This is a genomic window from Paraburkholderia phymatum STM815 (assembly GCF_000020045.1).
Classification (GTDB): Bacteria; Pseudomonadota; Gammaproteobacteria; order Burkholderiales; family Burkholderiaceae; genus Paraburkholderia; species Paraburkholderia phymatum.
Genome location: NC_010622.1, coordinates 197,377 through 214,728 on the forward strand (window position 1 = coordinate 197,377; position 17,352 = coordinate 214,728).

A 17,352-nucleotide genomic window follows, 5' to 3' on the forward strand; every position below is an offset into this window, starting at 1 on the left:
TTACCACTCCAGCGCCGTGCCGTCGAACTGGAAGAATCGTCCATGAAAGAGATGCGGCGTGCTCGCCGCCTGCGCCAGCACTTCGCGCATGCCGCGCACGCTCTGCGCCGGATCGACGGCGGCCGACGCGCCACCCATGTCGGTGCGCACCCAGCCGGGATGCAGCGACACGCACGTCGCGCGGCGCGTCTGCACGGAGGTTACTTTGAGCACCTCGTTCAGCGCCGCCTTGCTCGCCCGGTACAGCCAGCCCGTGGTGCCCGTCGTGTCGTTGATGCTGCCCATGCGGCTCGACAGGACAGCCAGCACGCCCTGCGCGTCTTCGACGAGCGGCAGCAGAACCGGGATAAGCTGCATCGGCCCGCGCACGTTGGTAGTCATCACGAAGTCGAAGTCTTCGGCAGTGACCGTTTCGATGCCTTCCGTCTGCGGGCCATACACGCCCGACACGATCACGGCGGCGTCGAGCCGCTCGCCGTCGAGTTTCCAGCCGAGCCCGGCGATGTCCTCGGGCGCGGCGACGTCGAGCGACAACGCTTCGGCGCCGAGCGTAACCAGTTCACCGAGCGATTGCGCATCGCGTGCGGTGGCGAGCACGCGCCAGCCATCGTGCCGATACTGCTTCACGAACTCGCGTCCGATGCCGCGCGACGCGCCCACGATCAACACTGTTTTCATCGGAAGTCCTTTGGCGCGCGGACGGCCGCGCGCTGCCATTGAAACGGGTTAGAACAGTTCGACGCCCATCGCCGTCGCTTCGCCGCCGCCGATGCACAGGCTTGCGACGCCGCGCTTCAGGCCGCGCTTCCTCAGCGCGCCGATCAGCGTGACGAGAATGCGCGCGCCCGATGCGCCGATCGGATGGCCGAGCGCGCACGCGCCGCCGTTCACGTTGACCTTGTCGTGCGGCAGGTTGTGCTCTTTCATCGCGGCCATCGTGACGACAGCGAACGCTTCGTTGATCTCGTAAAGATCGACGTCGTCCGCTTTCCAGCCGTTCTTCTCGAACAGTTTGCGGATCGCGCCGACGGGCGCCGTCGTGAACTTCGCCGGTTCCTGTGCAAAAGTGGCATGGCCGACGACACGAGCGAGCGGCGTCACGCCGAGCTTTTTCGCTGTCGATTCGCGCATCATCACGAGCGCCGCTGCGCCGTCGCTGATCGACGACGAGTTCGCGGCCGTCACTGTGCCCGTCTTGCTGAACGCAGGTTTGAGCGTCGCGATTTTGTCGAGGTTCGCCTTGAATGGTTGCTCGTCGCGCTCGACGGTCACGCTGCCTTTCTTTCCTTCGATCGTGACAGGCGCGATTTCCCACGCAAACGAACCGTCTTCATTCGCGCGTTTCGCGCGCATTAGCGATTCGACGGCGAACTTGTCTTGCGCTTCACGGGTGAAATCGAACGAACCCGCGCACTCTTCCGCAAACGTGCCCATCAGCCGGCCTTTCTCGTACGCATCTTCGAGGCCGTCGAGGAACATGTGATCCAGCACCTGGCCGTGGCCCATGCGCATGCCGCCGCGCGCCTTCGGCAGCAGGTAGGGCGCGTTCGTCATGCTTTCCATGCCGCCCGCGACGACGACGTCGACGGAACCCGCCGATAGCATGTCGTGCGCGAACATCGCCGCGCGCATGCCGGAGCCGCACATCTTGTTGACGGTCGTCGAACCCGTCGACAGCGGCAGCCCGGCACCAAGCGCCGCCTGACGCGCGGGCGCCTGGCCCTGACCCGCAGGCAGCACGCAGCCGATCACTGCTTCTTCAACCTGTTCGGGCTTCAGCCCCGCACGTTCGACGGCCGCCTTGATCGCGATCGCGCCGAGTTGCGGCGCCGTCAGCGACGCGAAATCGCCCTGAAACGCGGCCATCGGCGTGCGCGCGACGGAAACGATGACGACGGGATCTTGTGTCTCACTCATGTTTCATCTCCTTGATAACACCGTGAACGACGGCGGCCACGTCGCCGAGCTTCGCAGCGTCGGCGGCGACCACGTCGTTGTCAGCCGTATGCGCGCGGCTCGCCGAGACGGCCGCGACGCAACTCGTGTAGGTCTCTTCGAGCCTGGCGGGATCCTTCACCGTCATGCCGAGATCGCGCACACGGCCGTCGTGAACGCCGTAGACCCAGCCGTGCACAGTGAGGTCCTGTCCGCGCGCCCACGCGTCGTTGAGAATCGTCGTGCGGCATACGTTGACGACCTGTTCGATCGTGTTCAGTTCGACGAGGCGGCGATGCCGTGCTTCACCCATCGGCCATTCTTCGAGCAGCGATGCGTGCTTTGTGCGCACGTCCTGCACGTGATGCAGCCAGTTGTCCGCGAGACCGACGCGACGGCCGAGCAGCGCTGCACCGACGCCTGAGCAGCCGTAATGCCCGACCACCATGATGTGCTTGATCTTCAGCAGATCGACGGCGAACTGGACGACGGACAGACAGTTCAGGTCCGAGTGCACGACGACGTTGGCAATATTGCGGTGAACGAACACTTCGCCGGGCGGCAGGCCGATGATCTCGTTGGCGGGCACGCGCGAATCCGCGCAGCCGATCCACAGATATTCGGGCGCCTGCTGGTGCGCGAGCCTCGAGAAGAACTCGGGATCGTCTTCGAGCTTGTGTGTCACCCACGCGTCGTTGTTCGCGAAGAGGTGGGCGAGAGGATGTTCAGCGGAAGAGGCGTTCGTAGTCATGATTCGTTTCAGTTCGATCGGGATGGTCGATGTTGTTCAATTGCGGACGGTGCGCCTTTTTCATGCAGCGCGTTCCGTTGCCGCGGTAACGTGATCGGCAGCAAACCTTTCCGGATAGCGGATGGAGAAACGCAGGCTGCGATCGTAGGGATAGAAGTCGGGCAACTCGCCACGCAGAATGTAGTCTTTCTGTTTTTGCCACAGTGCGGGATCGAAGAAATCCGCGTGATGCTTGAGAAAAGATTCGCGCACGCGCGGATCGCCGAGCAGGAAGGTGTTATACGTCTCCGGAAAAATGTCGTGCGGGCCGACCGAATACCAAGGCTCGCCCGACATCTCGTCTTCCTCGTTGCGCGGCGGCGGCACCGCGCGCACATTGCAATCGGTGAGATACTCGATCTCGTCGTAGTCGTAGAACACGACACGTCCATGCCGTGTGACGCCGAAGTTCTTGTACAGCATGTCGCCGGGGAAGATGTTCGCCTGCATCAGTTCCTTCACCGCGTTGCCGTATTCGCGGATGCCGTGTTCGATGTCGGCATCCGTGCCGTTCTGCAGGAAGATGTTCAGCGGCACCATGCGCCGCTCGATATACACATGCCGGATCACGAGATTGTCGCCTTCGTATTCGAGCATCGAAGGCGCTTCCTTTTCCAACTCGCGAATGAGCGCATCGTCGAGGCGCGACAGCGGCAACGCGACGCTCGAATATTCGAGCGTATCGGCCATGCGTCCCAGACGGTCATGTCGCTTGACGAGCTGATACTTGCCGACCACCTGTTCGCGCGTCGTTTCCTTCGGCGGCGGAAACGCATCCTTGATCAGCTTGAACACGTACGGGAACGACGGCAGTGTGAACACGAGCATCACCATGCCCTTGATGCCGGGCGCGATGATAAAGCGGTCGCTGGAATGTTTCAGATGCCGCAGCAGATCGCGATAGAAAAGATTTTTCCCCTGCTTCTGCAATCCCACCGATGTGTAGATCTCCGCCTTCGGCTTGCCGTGCAGAATGCTGCCGAGAAACTCGACATACGCGGACGGCACTTCCATATCGACGAGGAAATACGAATGCGCGAAGCTGAAAATGATCAGCAGCTGATCGCGCTTGCAGAGCAGCGCATCGAGCGCGAGCAGGCCTGGCTTCACGTGATGGACGGGCAGCGCGAACGGCAGCATCATGTCGCCGTTGATGATGCGCCCGATGATGTACGCCGCCTTGTTGCGGAAGAACAGCGACGACAGCACGTGAATCTGGAAATTGGGCGCTTCATTGAACGTGCCGAAGTTGTCCCGCAGCGCCTGGATCACGCATTGCACGTCGCGCGTCAGATTCTCGAACGGCGGGTTTAGCTGAAAGTTCGTGACGATGCGCTCAAGCGTGACCGCGAGGCCGTCCTTGCCTGGGTAGTACGCACGATACGTTGGCTTCGCGGCGGGCTCGTCGTTCTCGATGTACTCGGTCGAAATCGCCGGCCGCACGAAGATGAAATCGTTGTTGAAATACGAGCGATGCAGGATATGGCAGCACACCGAATTGAAGAACGTCTCCGCGCATTCGGGCTGCCGATGTGTCGTCAACAGACCGATGTAGTGCAGCTTGATCTGCTGCCATACGTCGTCGTCGATGTTCTCCGCGTCGTACTCGTCTTCGAGCTTGGCGATGCACTCGCGCACACGTTCGTCATACGACGTGATGCGCTCGCGCGCGAGCTTTTGCAGGCCGTGCCAGTCGGCGGCTTCGAACAGGTTTTTGGCGCGGATCGCTGCTTCGCGAAAGATGCAGTAATGCCTGTCGAATCCCGCGAGCAGCGTCTCCGCAACGTCGAAGCCGATCTGTGACGACAGTAGTTTGGGAAAGTGATTCATGTCGACCGTGCATTCGCTCAGTGTTCGCTCAATGTCGTGAAGACTCCCGCGATTGTATCGCCCGGGTGAGCTTGCGAGACGCTCGCGAGCCTTTTGGGCGCGGCGCCGGCATATCGTCTTGACTGCGTATTGCGCGGCGTTCGGCGCATCTTCATGCAATGCCGCGCCTACTGCCTTGCTACTGCCATGTTTATCGCGCTATTTTCGCGTCAGGTTTTTTCTTTCAGCGCAGCTTCGTGCGCGGCGTTTCCGCGCCGCCATAACCATCGCTCCGTGTGCCGCTTTCGAGCAGCGCGCGCGCCTGCGCTTCGTATTGGGCGAGATCTTCCAGCGTCGCGTTCAGATCTTCGCGCTGACGTTCGAGCACTTCGCGATGCCGGATCACCGTCGCGAGAAACGCCTGCAACTGCGGCAGCGTATCCGTCGGCGAATCGTACAGATCGAGCAAATCGCGGATTTCCGACAACGTGAAGCCCAGCCGCTTGCCGCGCAATGTCAGCCGTAGCCGTGTGCGGTCGCGGCCCGAGTACACCCGGCGCAGACCGCTCGAACCTTCGCGGCTAGGTGAGAGTAAACCCTGGTCTTCGTAAAAGCGGATCGCGCGCGGTGTGACGTCGAATTCGCGGGCCAGCTCGGTGATCGTGTATTGAGTGTTCATCGCGGAATTTTTAGCGCGGCTTGTTCGTCGCGCCCGTCCAGTCCGACGGCGGGCACGAACATGGATTGAACGTTAGAATCGACGTTTACGTTATCGTCAACCCGAACAAAGCGCAACCACGCTGCACTATGTCATCGACATGCGGCCGACGAAGGAACCCCCGATGAATGCTCTCGAACATCAACTCGACTACCCATTTGCTGACGGGATGCCCGCCGCCGGCACGACCCAGGAAGTCGCACCGGGCGTCTACTGGCTGCGGATGCCGCTGCCGTTCGCGCTCGATCACATCAACCTGTGGCTGCTGCGTGACGAGATCGACGGGCAGAAGGGCTGGACGATCGTCGACTGCGGCATCGCTTCCGGCGAGATCAAGGCGAACTGGGAAACGGTGTTCGACACGGCGCTGGAAGGCTTGCCCGTGCTGCGCGTGATCGTCACGCATTGCCATCCGGACCACCTCGGTCTCGCGAACTGGCTATGCGAAGGCGGCGACAAGAAGCGTTGGAACGTGCGTCTATGGATCACTCTCGGCGAGTACATGCTGGGCCGCGTGATGGCGGCGGGCGACGGTTCGAACGCGGGCGGCGAGGGCGCGGCGCGGCACTTCGCGCGGCACGGTCTGCGCGACGAGGCATCGCTCGACAAACTGCGCAATCGCAAGAGCTATTACGCGGACCTGGTGCCGGCCGTGCCGGGCCAGTATCGGCGTCTGCGCGACGGCGATGCGCTGTCGATCGGGGCTCGCACGTGGCGTGTCGTGACGGGGTTCGGCCATTCTCCGGAGCACTGCGCGCTGCATGCGGAAGCGGACGGCGTGCTGATTTCCGGCGACATGGTGCTGCCTCGTATTTCGACGAACGTGTCGGTGTTCGACATCGAGCCGGAAGGTAATCCGCTGGCGTTGTATCTCGAATCGCTCGGCCGCTACGAAACGATGGCCGCGGACACGCTCGTGCTGCCTTCGCACGGCAAGCCGTTTCGCGGACTGCACACGCGCATCGGCCAACTGCGCGATCACCACGCGGCGCGGCTCGCGGAAGTGCGCGCGGCGTGCGCCGACAAGCCATGCAGCGCGGCGGACATCGTCCCGATCATGTTCAGGCGCGCGCTCGACATTCACCAGATGACGTTCGCGATGGGCGAGGCGCTCGCACATCTGCATTTGCTGTGGCTGCAAGGCGAGCTGACGCGCGTGCAGGGCGAGGATGGCGTGATTCGCTTCCGTGCGTGAAGTGAAGCTCGAAGCACGGCGCTGAGCGAGCGCGCACCAACGCAAACAGCCCGGCCGCATCACGCGGGCCGGGCTTTTTTGATGCGTCGAAGTGACGTGAAGATTACTGCACCGTTACAGCGCCGAAGTTCTGGCGCCCGAAAGGACTGACGCGATACCCGCTGACGTTCGTGCGCGTAATGGCCGCTGCCGTCGGATAACCGAGCGGAATCCACAGCGCTTCGTCGTGGATGACCTGCTGCGCGGCTTCATACGCTTTGGTGCGCTTGCTCTGATCGGCGGTTTCCTTGCCTTGGGCGATCAGCTTGTCGAGTTCCGGGTCGCAGTAACGCGCGAAGTTGATCCCCGACTTGACAGCGTTGCAACTGAAGAGCGGCGACAGATAGTTGTCCGGGTCGCCATTGTCGCCGGCCCAGCCCATGAACAGCGTGTCGTGCTGTCCCTGCTTGGCCTGCTTGATCAGCTCGCCCCATTCGATCACTTTTACCTCGGCCTTCACACCAATCTTCGCGAAGTCCGCCTGCAGCATTTCCGCGCCCGCCTTCGGATTCGGATTCAGCACGCTGCCGTTCGGACGTACCCAGATCGTCGTTTCGAAGCCGTTCGGATAGCCCGCTTCGGCAAGCAGCTTTTTGGCCTTTTCGGTGTCGTATGGCCAAGGCTTGACGGCCTTGTTGTAGCTCCACGTATTCGGCGGGTACGGATTGTTCGCGGGCGTCGCGGTGTTATCGAACACAGCCTTCAGATACGACGTGCGGTCGAACGCCATGTTCAGCGCGGCGCGTACTTTCTGGTTGTCGAGTGGCTTTTTCTGCGTGTTCAACGCGACGAACGCCGTCATGAAAGCGGGCGTCTGCACGACGGCGAGCGACTTGTCCTTCTTCGCATCGGCGACGTCCAGCGGCTTGGGCGACAGCGCAATCTGGCATTCGCCGGCCTTCACCTTTTGCGCGCGCACGGCGGCGTCGGGCGTGATCGCGTAGATCAGCCGCTCGATCTTCGGCTTTGTTCCCCAGTAGGTCGGGTTCACGTCATAGCGGATGATCGAATCTTTCGTGTAGGTCTTCAGCACGAACGGACCGGTGCCGATCGGCTTCGCGTTCAGGTCGGCTGTCTTGTCGGCCTTGAGCAGCTGGTCTGCGTATTCGGCCGAGTAGATCGACGCGAAACCCATCGTCAGGATCGACACAAAGGTCGCGTTCGGCTCGTTCAGCTCGAACTTGACCGTGTTGTCGTCGACTTTCGATACCGACTTGATCAGTTTCACGAGGCCCATCGACTGCGCATGCGGAAAACCGCTCGCGCCCGTCACCTTGTGCCACGGGTTGCTCTCGTTGAGCATGCGGTCGAAGGTGAATACGACGTCGTCGGCGTTCAGCGCGCGCGTCGGCTTGAAGTAGTCGGTGGTCTGGAATTGCACGTTCGGGCGCAGGTGGAACGTGTAGGTAAGGCCATCGGCGCTCACGTCCCATTTATCGGCGAGCGACGGCACGACTTTCTTTGCCGCCTCGTCGTAGGACACGAGCGAATTGAAGATCACATCGGCCGATGCATTGGTCGTGACGAGCGAGTTGTACTGGACGACGTCGAAGCCGTCCGGGCTCGATTCCGTACAAACGGTGAGCGGCTTCGCGACGGACAGCGCAGGCGCGATGGCGAGGGCCGTCAACGTCGCGGCGGCGGCAAGCAACTTGAAACGCATAAGATCTCCCGGGAGTTCGAATTGTTCGTGGCGGTGCGGCGTCGTGGCGGCTGCAAACGACGCGCGCGCCGGGCGGGCAGTCACGCATTCACTCTGAAACGGTTCCGGCGCTGGCATGGGCGTCAGGTTCGGCCGGCTCTGGCGCAAGCTTATCGAAGGCGTACGGCAGCGACAACAATTGAATCCGCATATCCATATGGTTGCCGATTTCGCCTAACGGCGGGCGTAGTCCACAAGATACGCGATCCCCTCGATCGCACGCGAGCCATACCACGACACCATTTCGCCGTCGATCAGTTGGACTCGCTTGCCTTTGAACCGTGCGTGCTGTGACAGCGCGTCGCAATGCTGCGTTGTGAAGCGATACGGCTCGCTCGACAACAAAATGCGCTCCACGCGAGTGAGCCACTCGGCGTCGAGATCGAACGAAGGATAGCGCGACGCGCCCGTCTCGCCCCCGGGCACGTCGGGCAGCGTGTGCCAGTTGACGAGGCGCAGCATCGCGGAGATATACGTGTCGCGAGCAACGGTCATCCACGGTTCGCGCCAGATCGCGTAAAGCACGTGCTGCCGCGGCCATGCGCGCGCTGCCGCGGCGTTCAGTTGCGCCCGTAGCGCGAGGCTCAACGCGCTCGCTTCGTCCTCGCGATCGAACAGTGCGCCGAACAGCGCGTACAGCGCGAGGTTGTCCTGCGGCGCGAGCGGATGCGTGACCACGACATGCGGCACGAACGCGCGTAGTTGCTCCACGGTGTCGCGCTCGTTCTCGTCGATATTGACGATCACGTGCGTCGGTTGCAGTGCGCGTACGACGTCGAGTTTCACCGCTTTGGTGCCGCCGACCTTCGGCACATGGCGCAACTTATCGCGCGGATGCACGCAAAAGCCCGTGCGCCCGACGATCTGCGCGTCCAGTTTCAATGCAAAGAGAAGTTCGGTGAGGCTCGGCACCAGCGATACGATGCGCGCACCGCGTTCCGCTTTCGCGTGCTCGACACCGGCTGCATCGACGGCACGCGTAGTCATGATCTACTGCGCCGCGCGCGGCTTGCGGGGCGCCTTTTCGAACACCGCGTCGTAGAGCCAGCGCGGCGCGACGTGCAGCAGCATTGCCGCAAAGCGCATCTGCCACGGGAAGATTGCAAAGCGCTTCCTGCGCGCGACCGCATCGGCGACTTTGGCGGCGAAACGGTCCGCGTCCATGAGGAACGGCATCGAGTACGGGTTGTGCGCCGTCATTGGCGTGCGGATATAGCCGGGCGCAATCGTCGTTACCGACACCCCAAGCGGCCGCATCTCGACACGCAGGGCTTCCAGATACTTGAGCGCCGCCGATTTCGATGCGCTGTACGCGCCCGAACCAGGCAAGCCGCGGACGCCCGCGACGCTCGCAATGCCGACGAGCGCGCCCGTGCGCGCCGCGATCATCGGTTGCGCGAACGGCTCGAAGGTCGCGACCATGCCGAAGTAGTTGATGTCCATCACGTCGCGAAACGTCTGCAGATCGCCGTGACCCGTGACGGCGCCCCGGCTGATGCCCGCGTTGGCGATCACGATGTCGGGGCAGCCGTGCTCGGCGATGAAGCGCTGCGCCGCATGTGCGAGCGCGTCCGCGTCCCGTACGTCGACGGCATACACGGAGATGGTGTTCTGGGGATGCGACGCCCGGAAGCGGGCGAGTGCGTCGCCGCGGCGGGCAACGAGGCCGAGGATTGCGCCGCGCCGCGCGTATTCGGCGGCGAGCGCTTCGCCGATGCCGCTGGACGCGCCGGTGATGAAGACCTTCAGCGGTGAGCTCATGCCGGCGCGTGTGTGAAATTACATCTTCTTGGCGCGGACCTGCGCGACCAGGTAGTCGAGCACCTGGATCGTGCCCGGCAGGCTGTTGGTCTGCGCCGGGCCCGTTTCGTACTTGCCCTGCACGGCGAGCGTGGGCACGCCGTCAATGCGGAAGTCTTCCATCAGCTTCTTGTCACGCTGAACCGCGCTTTGTGTCGAGAACGAGTTGTACGCGTCCATGAACTTCTTCGAATCGACGCCGTTCTTCGCGAGGAATTTGGCCTGATCTTCCGGCGTCAGCAGATAGTTCTTGTTGACGTGGATTTCGTGGAAGATGGTCGGCGTGAGCTGGTTCGCGAGGCCGAGCGCGTCGACTGCGTGATACAGCTTCGAATGTGGGATGAAGTCGTCCCGGAACGCGACGGGCACGCGCTTGAACACGACGTCGGGGCCCTGCTTCTTGATCCATGCTTCCAGATACGGATCGAACTCGTTGCAGTGCGGACAGCCGTACCACATGAACTCGATGACTTCGATCTTGCCGGCAGGCGCTTCGACAGGCTGCGGCGCGGACAGCACGGTGTAGTCCTTGCCGGCGACGGGCGCAGCGGGCGCAGCATGCGCCGCGCTTGCAACGAGCCCGAACGAAAGGAAAAGAATGCTGAGCAGTTTTTTCATGTCTTGTGAACCCAATCAGGGGAAGTAACGGCGGCGGGCCATTGCGCGCCGCGACCGCTACGGATTCGACGGCAGGCTTCTGCCGCACATGAGACTTGTGCCGCGCGCCGAAGGTTCAGCGGCGGCGCATGACAACGCATTACCGAATGTGAATCACTGCTTGCTGAAGCGGATCACGGCTGTATCCACACCCGCATCGGACAGGCGCTGACGCGTGGTGTTCATGTCCTCGAACTTCGAGAACGGGCCGATACGCACGCGATAGTACGTCACACCGCCTGCATCGCGCTGCGTGACCTTCGATTCGAAGCCCTGGAACGCGAGGCGCGCGCGCTGCTGTTCGGCGTCGGCGGCCGTCTTGTAGGCGCCGACCTGCAGCAGGTAGCCCGTGTTCGCGTCGTTGGCGGCGGGCGGCGTGCCGTTCGCATTCGGCGTCGAACCGGCCTTCGGCTGGGTCGGTGCGATGCTGGCCGTCGACGGTGCGCTGGTCGGACTCTGCGCCTTCTTCGGCGGAATCATCGCCGTGGTCGTGCCGTTGTTCGCGTTCGCGCCGTTATCCTGCGCGGGCTTCGGCGCGACGGCGACACCGTTGTTGCTGGACGGCGGCACTTCGACAATTTGCGGCTCTTCGAGCATGCCCGACGTCTGCGACTGATTCGTGGTCTGGCCGGGCGCGGTGTTGGGCGGCGCGGGCTGCGCTGCCTGAGGCACAGGCTGGCCGGGACTCTTGCCCTGCAGCGGACGGTTCGGGTCGTACTGCGGCTGGCTTGCGCCGCTATCGGACGCAGCGGGCGGCGCGACCTTCGCGACGAACGGCGTCGGTGCGCGCGTGATGTAGAGCGCCACCACCACCGCGATGGCCAGGCCGACGATCAGGCCCAGCACGATGCCGAGAAAAGTGCCCCCGGTCTGTTTCGACTGCTGCTTTGTAGTGCGGCGTGGTTTTGCCATCGTCTAATTCACCTGCAAAAAGAAATCTGGAATGACCGTCGATTATAGCGACGGTCATTCGGCTCGCGTCCCGAATACATCCCATTAAACCGCGGGGAGATTACATTTTGGCGGGTGCGGACACACCGATCACAGCGAGGCCATTCGCCAGCACCTGACGCGTTGCCGCGAGCAGCGCGATGCGCGCATTGCGCTGCGCTTCGTCGTCGACCAGAACGCGTTCGGCATTGTAGAACGAGTGAAATTCGCCTGCGAGGTCGCGCAGATAGAACGCGACCGCGTGCGGTGCGAGTTCGCCGGCGGCATGCGTCAACATGTCCGGGAATTCGGCGAGCTTTTGCAGCAGGGCGGTGGCGCGCTCGCTGTCGAGCGGTGACAGGTCGACCACGGGCAGACCCGTTTCGTCGGCGCCATAGCGCGACTTCCATTCGTTGATCACCGAGCAGATGCGCGCGTGCGCGTACTGCACGTAGTACACCGGGTTCTCGTCGTTCTGCTTGAGCGCGAGGTCCACGTCGAACACGAACTCGGTGTCGGCCTTGCGCGAAATCAGGAAGAAGCGCACAGCGTCGCGGCCTCGGCGGATCGTCTCTTCGTCGAGCAGATCGGGTGCCGCTTCCTGACCGGGCACTGCGCCGCCCGACCATTCGATCAGATCGCGCACCGTTACATAGCTGCCGGCCCGCTTCGAGATTTTCACTTCCTGGCCGTCGCGCATCACGGTGACCATCTTGTGCAGCACGTAGTCGGGGTAGCCCTTCGGAATGCCGATGCCGAGACCCTGCAGGCCGGCGCGCACCCGCGCGATCGTGCCGTGATGGTCCGAGCCCTGGATGTTGATGACCTTCGTGAAGCCGCGCTCCCACTTCGTCTCGTGATAGGCGACGTCGGGCACGAAGTACGTGTAGGTGCCGTCGGACTTGCGCATCACGCGGTCCTTGTCGTCGCCGTCGTCGGTGGTGCGCAGCCACAGCGCACCTTCCTGCTCGTAGGTCTTGCCCGCCGCGATCAGTTCATTGACGGTCTTCTCGACGCGGCCTTCCTTGTACAAGGAGGATTCGAGGTAGTACTGGTCGAACTTCACGCCGAACGCCTGCAGATCCATGTCTTGCTCGTGCCGCAGATATGCCACCGCGAAGCGGCGGATCGCCTCCAGGTCTTCGACGTCGCCGGCGCCCTTGACGGGTTCGCCGTCGCTTGCCGAGACGGTTTCGCCGTTCAGATAGTCGCGCGCGATGTCGGCAATGTACTCGCCGTTGTACGCGGCTTCCGGCCAGCCGGGGTCGCCCGGCTTCAGGCCGCGGGCGCGCGCCTGCGTCGAGATGGCGAGATTGCCGATCTGCACGCCGGCGTCGTTGTAGTAGAACTCGCGGTGCACGTCGAAGCCTTGCGACGCGAGCACGTTCGACATCGCGTCGCCAAGCGCAGCCTGGCGGCCGTGGCCGACGTGCAGCGGACCCGTGGGGTTCGCCGACACGAACTCGACCAGCACGCGCTTGCCGGCTTCGCGCTGCGAGCGGCCGAAGGCTTCGCGCTGCGCGAACACGGCGGCGATCACCGCCTGCTTGGAAGCCGCCGACAGACGCAGGTTGATGAAACCCGGACCGGCCACTTCGGCGCCGTCGACAAGGCCCTTTGCGAGCGGATCCGCGAGCAGCGCATCGACGATCTGCTGCGCAAGCTGGCGCGGATTGGCGCGCATCGGCTTGGCGAGCTGCATCGCGACGTTGCACGCGACGTCGCCGTGCGCGGCGACCTTCGGTCGTTCAAGTGTGATGGCGGGCGCGATGAATGCGGCTTCGGATTCGCCTTGAGTGGCCTGGGCGACCTGCTTGACCACATCGGTCAACAGGGTTTCGAGAGTGTGTTTGTGTGCAGGCAGCATGCTTGTTGCGAGTCCAGTGAGGCAGTCCGATGAAGCGGGCAGCGCCGCGAACGGCGTGAAGCCGGGCCGTCGACGGCGTGGAAAAGCGCCGGGCATCCGCTGAGCAGCGCCGGCTGATGGTACTGCGGCGGCGCAGCGAGCGTGGCAAGCGTGGCGCACAGGCGCGGCTGCGATGCGGCGCAGCGTACCCGGGTGCACGGCAGTGAGCTTTTTCCGTCAATGTCGGATTTTAGCAGGTGCTAATATGTCCAATGAGATGCCCAGCAAGGGCCGTGGCCGTCTACTCGCCGTCAGACGGCGGGCGGGCGCGCAAACGGAACTCGTGCGGCTGGCCGTGCGAGAAGCCACATAACGAAAAGGGAACCCTCATCATGCTGATTACTTTCAAATGCCGCTCCGCGCCTGACGTGATAATGCTCGAGAATCTCGCCCAGTATCTGCTGGGTATCATCGGCAAGCGGCTTGGCGCACGCGGCGTGATCAACCACGACGAACTGGGCGTGGCTATCTCGAAGCTCGAAGCGGCCATTGTCACGGACAAGCAGGAACGTGCCGAGCATGAAGGCCACTACCATGAAGGCGAGGAAGGGCACGAGCCTCACGAACTTCCCGTCGGCCTCGCGCAACGGGCGTTCCCTTTCCTCGATATGCTGCGCGCCGCACAGAAGGACAACACGGATATCGTCTGGGGTATCTGACGCGCAAACAAAAAGCCCGTCGTGACCGACGGGCTTTTTTCATTGCGTGGCTGCTTACTGGCTCGCGCCTTCCGGTGCGGTCGCGGGCGTGGACGCGCCATTCTTCGATTTCTTCTTTTTCGGCTTCTTCACATGCGTGACGGTGGGCGGCGAATACGAGCTCACCGCGCTCGATCCACCCGGCGCCTGGGGCTGGGCCTCGGACAGCGGTGCAATGGCGGCAAGCGATAACGCGGTCAGCATCAGCGTCAGCTTCTTCATACGATTTTCTCCGTTGTTGCAAGTCGTTGAGCCGACGCGTTTTTGGGTTCGCGTCTGGCGGGCGGCAGGTCATGCCCGAGCAGTCTACAAAGCCGAAAATATTCGCTGTGCTCGTTGTCGGAAATATTCAGCCTTCGGCCAGCGATATAGTCCTGCCCGTTTGCCTGCCGGCCGCCGCCTCTTACAGCAGCGGCGCGAGCGCACGTGCCGCGTCCGCGATCGACAGCGACATGCGCTGCGCGTAATCCTCCAGTTGATCCTGGCCGATCTTGCCGACCGAGAAGTACGTGCTGTCGGGATGCGCGAGATAGAAGCCGGAGACGCTCGCCGCGGGCAGCATCGCGAGCGATTCGGTCACGCTCATGCCGATCTCGTCGGCCTGCAGAACGCTGAACATGTCGCGCTTGACGAGGTGGTCCGGGCATGCGGGGTAGCCCGGCGCGGGGCGAATGCCGCGGTACTTTTCGCCGATCAGCTCGTCGTTCGACAGCGTTTCGCCTTGCGCGTAGCCCCACAGATCGCGCCGCACGCGTGCATGCATCGCTTCGGCGAACGCTTCCGCGAAACGGTCGGCGAGCGCCTTCAGCATGATCGCGCTGTAGTCGTCGTGGTCCTTTTCGAACTGCTTTTCCTTCGTGTCGACGCCCAGGCCGGCAGTGACGGCAAACATGCCGATGTAATCGGCCACGCCCGAATCCTTCGGCGCGATGAAGTCGGCGAGCGAGCGGTTCGGCCGCATCACGCCATCCACGACGGGGCGCACGCTTTGCTGGCGCACATTGCGCCACGTCAGCGCGACTTCGCTGCGGGATTCGTCCGTATAGATTTCGATGTCGTCGTCATTGACGGTGTTCGCGGGCAGCAGCGCGATCACGCCGTTCGCCGTGAGCCAGCGCCCCTGGATGAGGCGCGCGAGCATCGACTTCGCGTCCGAGAACACGCGCCGCGCCGACTCGCCTACGATCTCGTCGTTCAGGATGGCGGGATATGGACCGGCGAGGTCCCATGTCTGGAAGAACGGGCCCCAGTCGATGTAGTTCGCCAGTTCGTTCAGGTCGAAGTTCCTGAACACGCGGCGGCCGATGAACTTCGGCTTCACGGGCTGATACGCGCTCCAGTCGATCTTCGTCTTGTTGGCACGCGCTTCGGCGAGCGTGACGAGCGGCAGCGCTTTCTTGTTCGCGTGCTGGTCGCGGATGCGGTTGTAGTCGGACTTCAGTTCGTCGAGATACTTTGCCGCGCCTTCGTCGGACAGCAGGTTCGATGCGACGGACACCGAGCGCGACGCATCCGGCACGTACACGACGGGGCCTTCGTAATTCGGCGCTATCTTCACGGCCGTGTGTACGCGCGAAGTGGTCGCGCCGCCGATCAGCAGCGGAATCTTCTTCACGCGGAAATAGTCGTCGCGCTGCATTTCCGACGCGACGTAGGCCATTTCCTCGAGCGACGGTGTGATGAGGCCCGACAGACCGATGATGTCAGCGCCTTCGACCTTCGCCTTCGCGAGAATCTCGTTGCATGGGACCATCACGCCCATATTGACCACTTCGAAGTTATTGCACTGAAGCACCACCGACACGATGTTCTTGCCGATGTCGTGCACGTCGCCCTTCACGGTCGCGATGACGATCTTGCCTTTCGCGCGCACGTCGCCCCCTGCCTCGGCCAGCAGACGCTTTTCTTCTTCGATGAACGGAATCAGATGCGCAACAGCCTGCTTCATCACGCGCGCCGACTTCACGACTTGCGGCAGGAACATCTTGCCCTGGCCGAACAGGTCGCCGACGATATTCATGCCGTCCATCAGCGGACCTTCGATCACGTTGATCGGGCGCCCGCCGCCGTCCATGATCTTCGCGCGCGCTTCCTCCGTGTCCTCGACGATGAAGTTCGTGATGCCGTGCACGAGCGCATGCGCGAGACGCTGCTCGACGGGCTGATTACGCCATTCGAGGTTCTCTTCTTTCTTCGCGGCGCCAGTCTTGAACTTGTCGGCGATCTCGAGCAGGCGGTCGGTGGCGTCGTCGCGGCGATTGAGCACGACGTCTTCGACGCGCTCGCGAAGTTCGGCATCGAGATCCGCGTACACGCCCAGTTGACCCGCGTTGACGATGCCCATGTCCATGCCCGCCTGGATCGCGTGATACAGGAAGACGGTGTGGATTGCTTCGCGCACCGGGTCGTTGCCGCGGAACGAGAACGACACATTTGACACGCCGCCGCTCACTTTCGCGTACGGCAGGTTCTGCTTGATCCAGCGCGTCGCTTCGATGAAGTCAACGGCGTAATTGTTATGCTCTTCGATGCCCGTTGCGATCGCGAAGATGTTCGGGTCGAAGATGATGTCTTCGGGCATGAAGCCCGCTTCGTTGACGAGAATGTCGTACGAGCGCTTGCAGATTTCCGTCTTGCGCGCGAACGTGTCGGCCTGGCCCTGCTCGTCGAAAGCCATTACGACGCTCGCCGCACCGTAACGTCGAATCAGCTTCGCGTGATGGACGAACTGCTCCTTGCCTTCCTTCAGCGAGATCGAGTTGACGATCGCCTTGCCCTGCACGCACTTGAGGCCCGCCTCGATCACATCCCACTTCGACGAGTCGATCATGATCGGCACGCGCGCGATGTCCGGCTCCGACGCGATCAGATTCATGAAGCGCACCATCGCGGCTTTCGAATCGAGCATCGCTTCGTCCATGTTGACATCGATGACCTGCGCGCCGTTTTCGACCTGCTGGCGCGCGACGGCCAGCGCTTCGTCGAACTGGTTGTTCAGGATCATCCGCGCGAATGCCTTCGAGCCCGTCACGTTGGTGCGCTCACCGACGTTGATGAAGAGCGTCCCCGAAGTGACGTTGAACGGCTCCAGGCCGGAAAGGCGCATCGTGTGATCGGTCATGTTGGTGTGCGTGTTTCGTCAGTGCTTCGGTGTGTTCTGGCGATGAGCTTCG

The 17,352-nt window shown here is 62.7% G+C and carries 15 protein-coding genes; 2 read left to right on the plus strand and 13 right to left on the minus strand.

Translation table 11 applies throughout. The features are described 5' to 3' along the window. The 5 genes from BPHY_RS00880 to BPHY_RS00900 form a co-directional block, all read right to left on the minus strand. Complete coding sequence (locus BPHY_RS00880; protein ID WP_012399599.1) at positions 1–678, minus strand: SDR family oxidoreductase; 678 nt, start codon at positions 676–678, stop codon at positions 1–3. Between the two features lie 48 nt (positions 679–726). Then, a complete protein-coding gene (locus tag BPHY_RS00885; protein ID WP_012399600.1) occupies positions 727–1,917 on the minus strand; it encodes an acetyl-CoA C-acetyltransferase in 1,191 nt (396 codons plus the stop codon). Continuing rightward, positions 1,910–2,686, minus strand: a complete 777-nt coding sequence (can, locus tag BPHY_RS00890; protein WP_012399601.1) for a carbonate dehydratase — start codon at positions 2,684–2,686, stop codon at positions 1,910–1,912. The genes BPHY_RS00885 and can overlap by 8 nt, the downstream gene beginning before the upstream one ends. A gap of 60 nt (positions 2,687–2,746) precedes the next feature. Next, positions 2,747–4,555, minus strand: a complete 1,809-nt coding sequence (gene aceK / locus BPHY_RS00895; protein WP_012399602.1) for a bifunctional isocitrate dehydrogenase kinase/phosphatase — start codon at positions 4,553–4,555, stop codon at positions 2,747–2,749. A gap of 223 nt (positions 4,556–4,778) precedes the next feature. After that, entirely contained in the window at positions 4,779–5,213 is a 435-nt protein-coding gene (locus BPHY_RS00900; RefSeq protein ID WP_012399603.1) for a MerR family transcriptional regulator, read from the minus strand. Positions 5,214–5,376: 163 nt separating this feature from the next. Between BPHY_RS00900 and BPHY_RS00905 the strand changes: the two genes are divergently transcribed. Further along, entirely contained in the window at positions 5,377–6,447 is a 1,071-nt protein-coding gene (locus tag BPHY_RS00905; protein WP_012399604.1) for an MBL fold metallo-hydrolase, read from the plus strand. A 103-nt stretch (positions 6,448–6,550) separates the two neighbouring features. Here BPHY_RS00905 and BPHY_RS00910 read toward each other — a convergent pair whose 3' ends face one another. The 6 genes from BPHY_RS00910 to argS form a co-directional block, all read right to left on the minus strand. Continuing rightward, the gene (locus tag BPHY_RS00910) at positions 6,551–8,149 is read right to left on the minus strand and encodes an ABC transporter substrate-binding protein (RefSeq protein WP_012399605.1); all 1,599 of its coding nucleotides are present in this window, start codon (positions 8,147–8,149) and stop codon (positions 6,551–6,553) included. A 213-nt stretch (positions 8,150–8,362) separates the two neighbouring features. Next, positions 8,363–9,175 (minus strand): helical backbone metal receptor, encoded by an 813-nt coding sequence (locus tag BPHY_RS00915; protein ID WP_012399606.1) that lies wholly within the window; start codon positions 9,173–9,175, stop codon positions 8,363–8,365. A gap of 3 nt (positions 9,176–9,178) precedes the next feature. Further along, positions 9,179–9,949: an SDR family oxidoreductase gene (locus BPHY_RS00920; RefSeq protein ID WP_012399607.1), complete on the minus strand. Its 771-nt coding sequence runs from the start codon at positions 9,947–9,949 to the stop codon at positions 9,179–9,181. A gap of 18 nt (positions 9,950–9,967) precedes the next feature. Then, complete coding sequence (locus BPHY_RS00925) at positions 9,968–10,606, minus strand: thiol:disulfide interchange protein DsbA/DsbL (protein WP_012399608.1); 639 nt, start codon at positions 10,604–10,606, stop codon at positions 9,968–9,970. 153 nt (positions 10,607–10,759) lie between these two features. Then, a complete protein-coding gene (locus BPHY_RS00930) occupies positions 10,760–11,557 on the minus strand; it encodes an SPOR domain-containing protein (protein ID WP_012399609.1) in 798 nt (265 codons plus the stop codon). 100 nt (positions 11,558–11,657) lie between these two features. Then, positions 11,658–13,442, minus strand: a complete 1,785-nt coding sequence (argS, locus tag BPHY_RS00935; protein WP_012399610.1) for an arginine--tRNA ligase — start codon at positions 13,440–13,442, stop codon at positions 11,658–11,660. Positions 13,443–13,813: 371 nt separating this feature from the next. Here argS and BPHY_RS00940 point away from each other — a divergent pair, with 371 nt between their 5' ends. Continuing rightward, positions 13,814–14,140: a DUF1840 domain-containing protein gene (locus BPHY_RS00940; protein WP_012399611.1), complete on the plus strand. Its 327-nt coding sequence runs from the start codon at positions 13,814–13,816 to the stop codon at positions 14,138–14,140. A 54-nt stretch (positions 14,141–14,194) separates the two neighbouring features. Here the strand turns inward: BPHY_RS00940 and BPHY_RS00945 are convergent, their stop codons facing one another. Continuing rightward, a complete protein-coding gene (locus BPHY_RS00945; RefSeq protein WP_041763201.1) occupies positions 14,195–14,401 on the minus strand; it encodes a hypothetical protein in 207 nt (68 codons plus the stop codon). Between the two features lie 181 nt (positions 14,402–14,582). Continuing rightward, positions 14,583–17,300: a methionine synthase gene (gene metH / locus BPHY_RS00950; protein ID WP_012399612.1), complete on the minus strand. Its 2,718-nt coding sequence runs from the start codon at positions 17,298–17,300 to the stop codon at positions 14,583–14,585. Between the last annotated feature and the right edge of the window lie 52 nt (positions 17,301–17,352).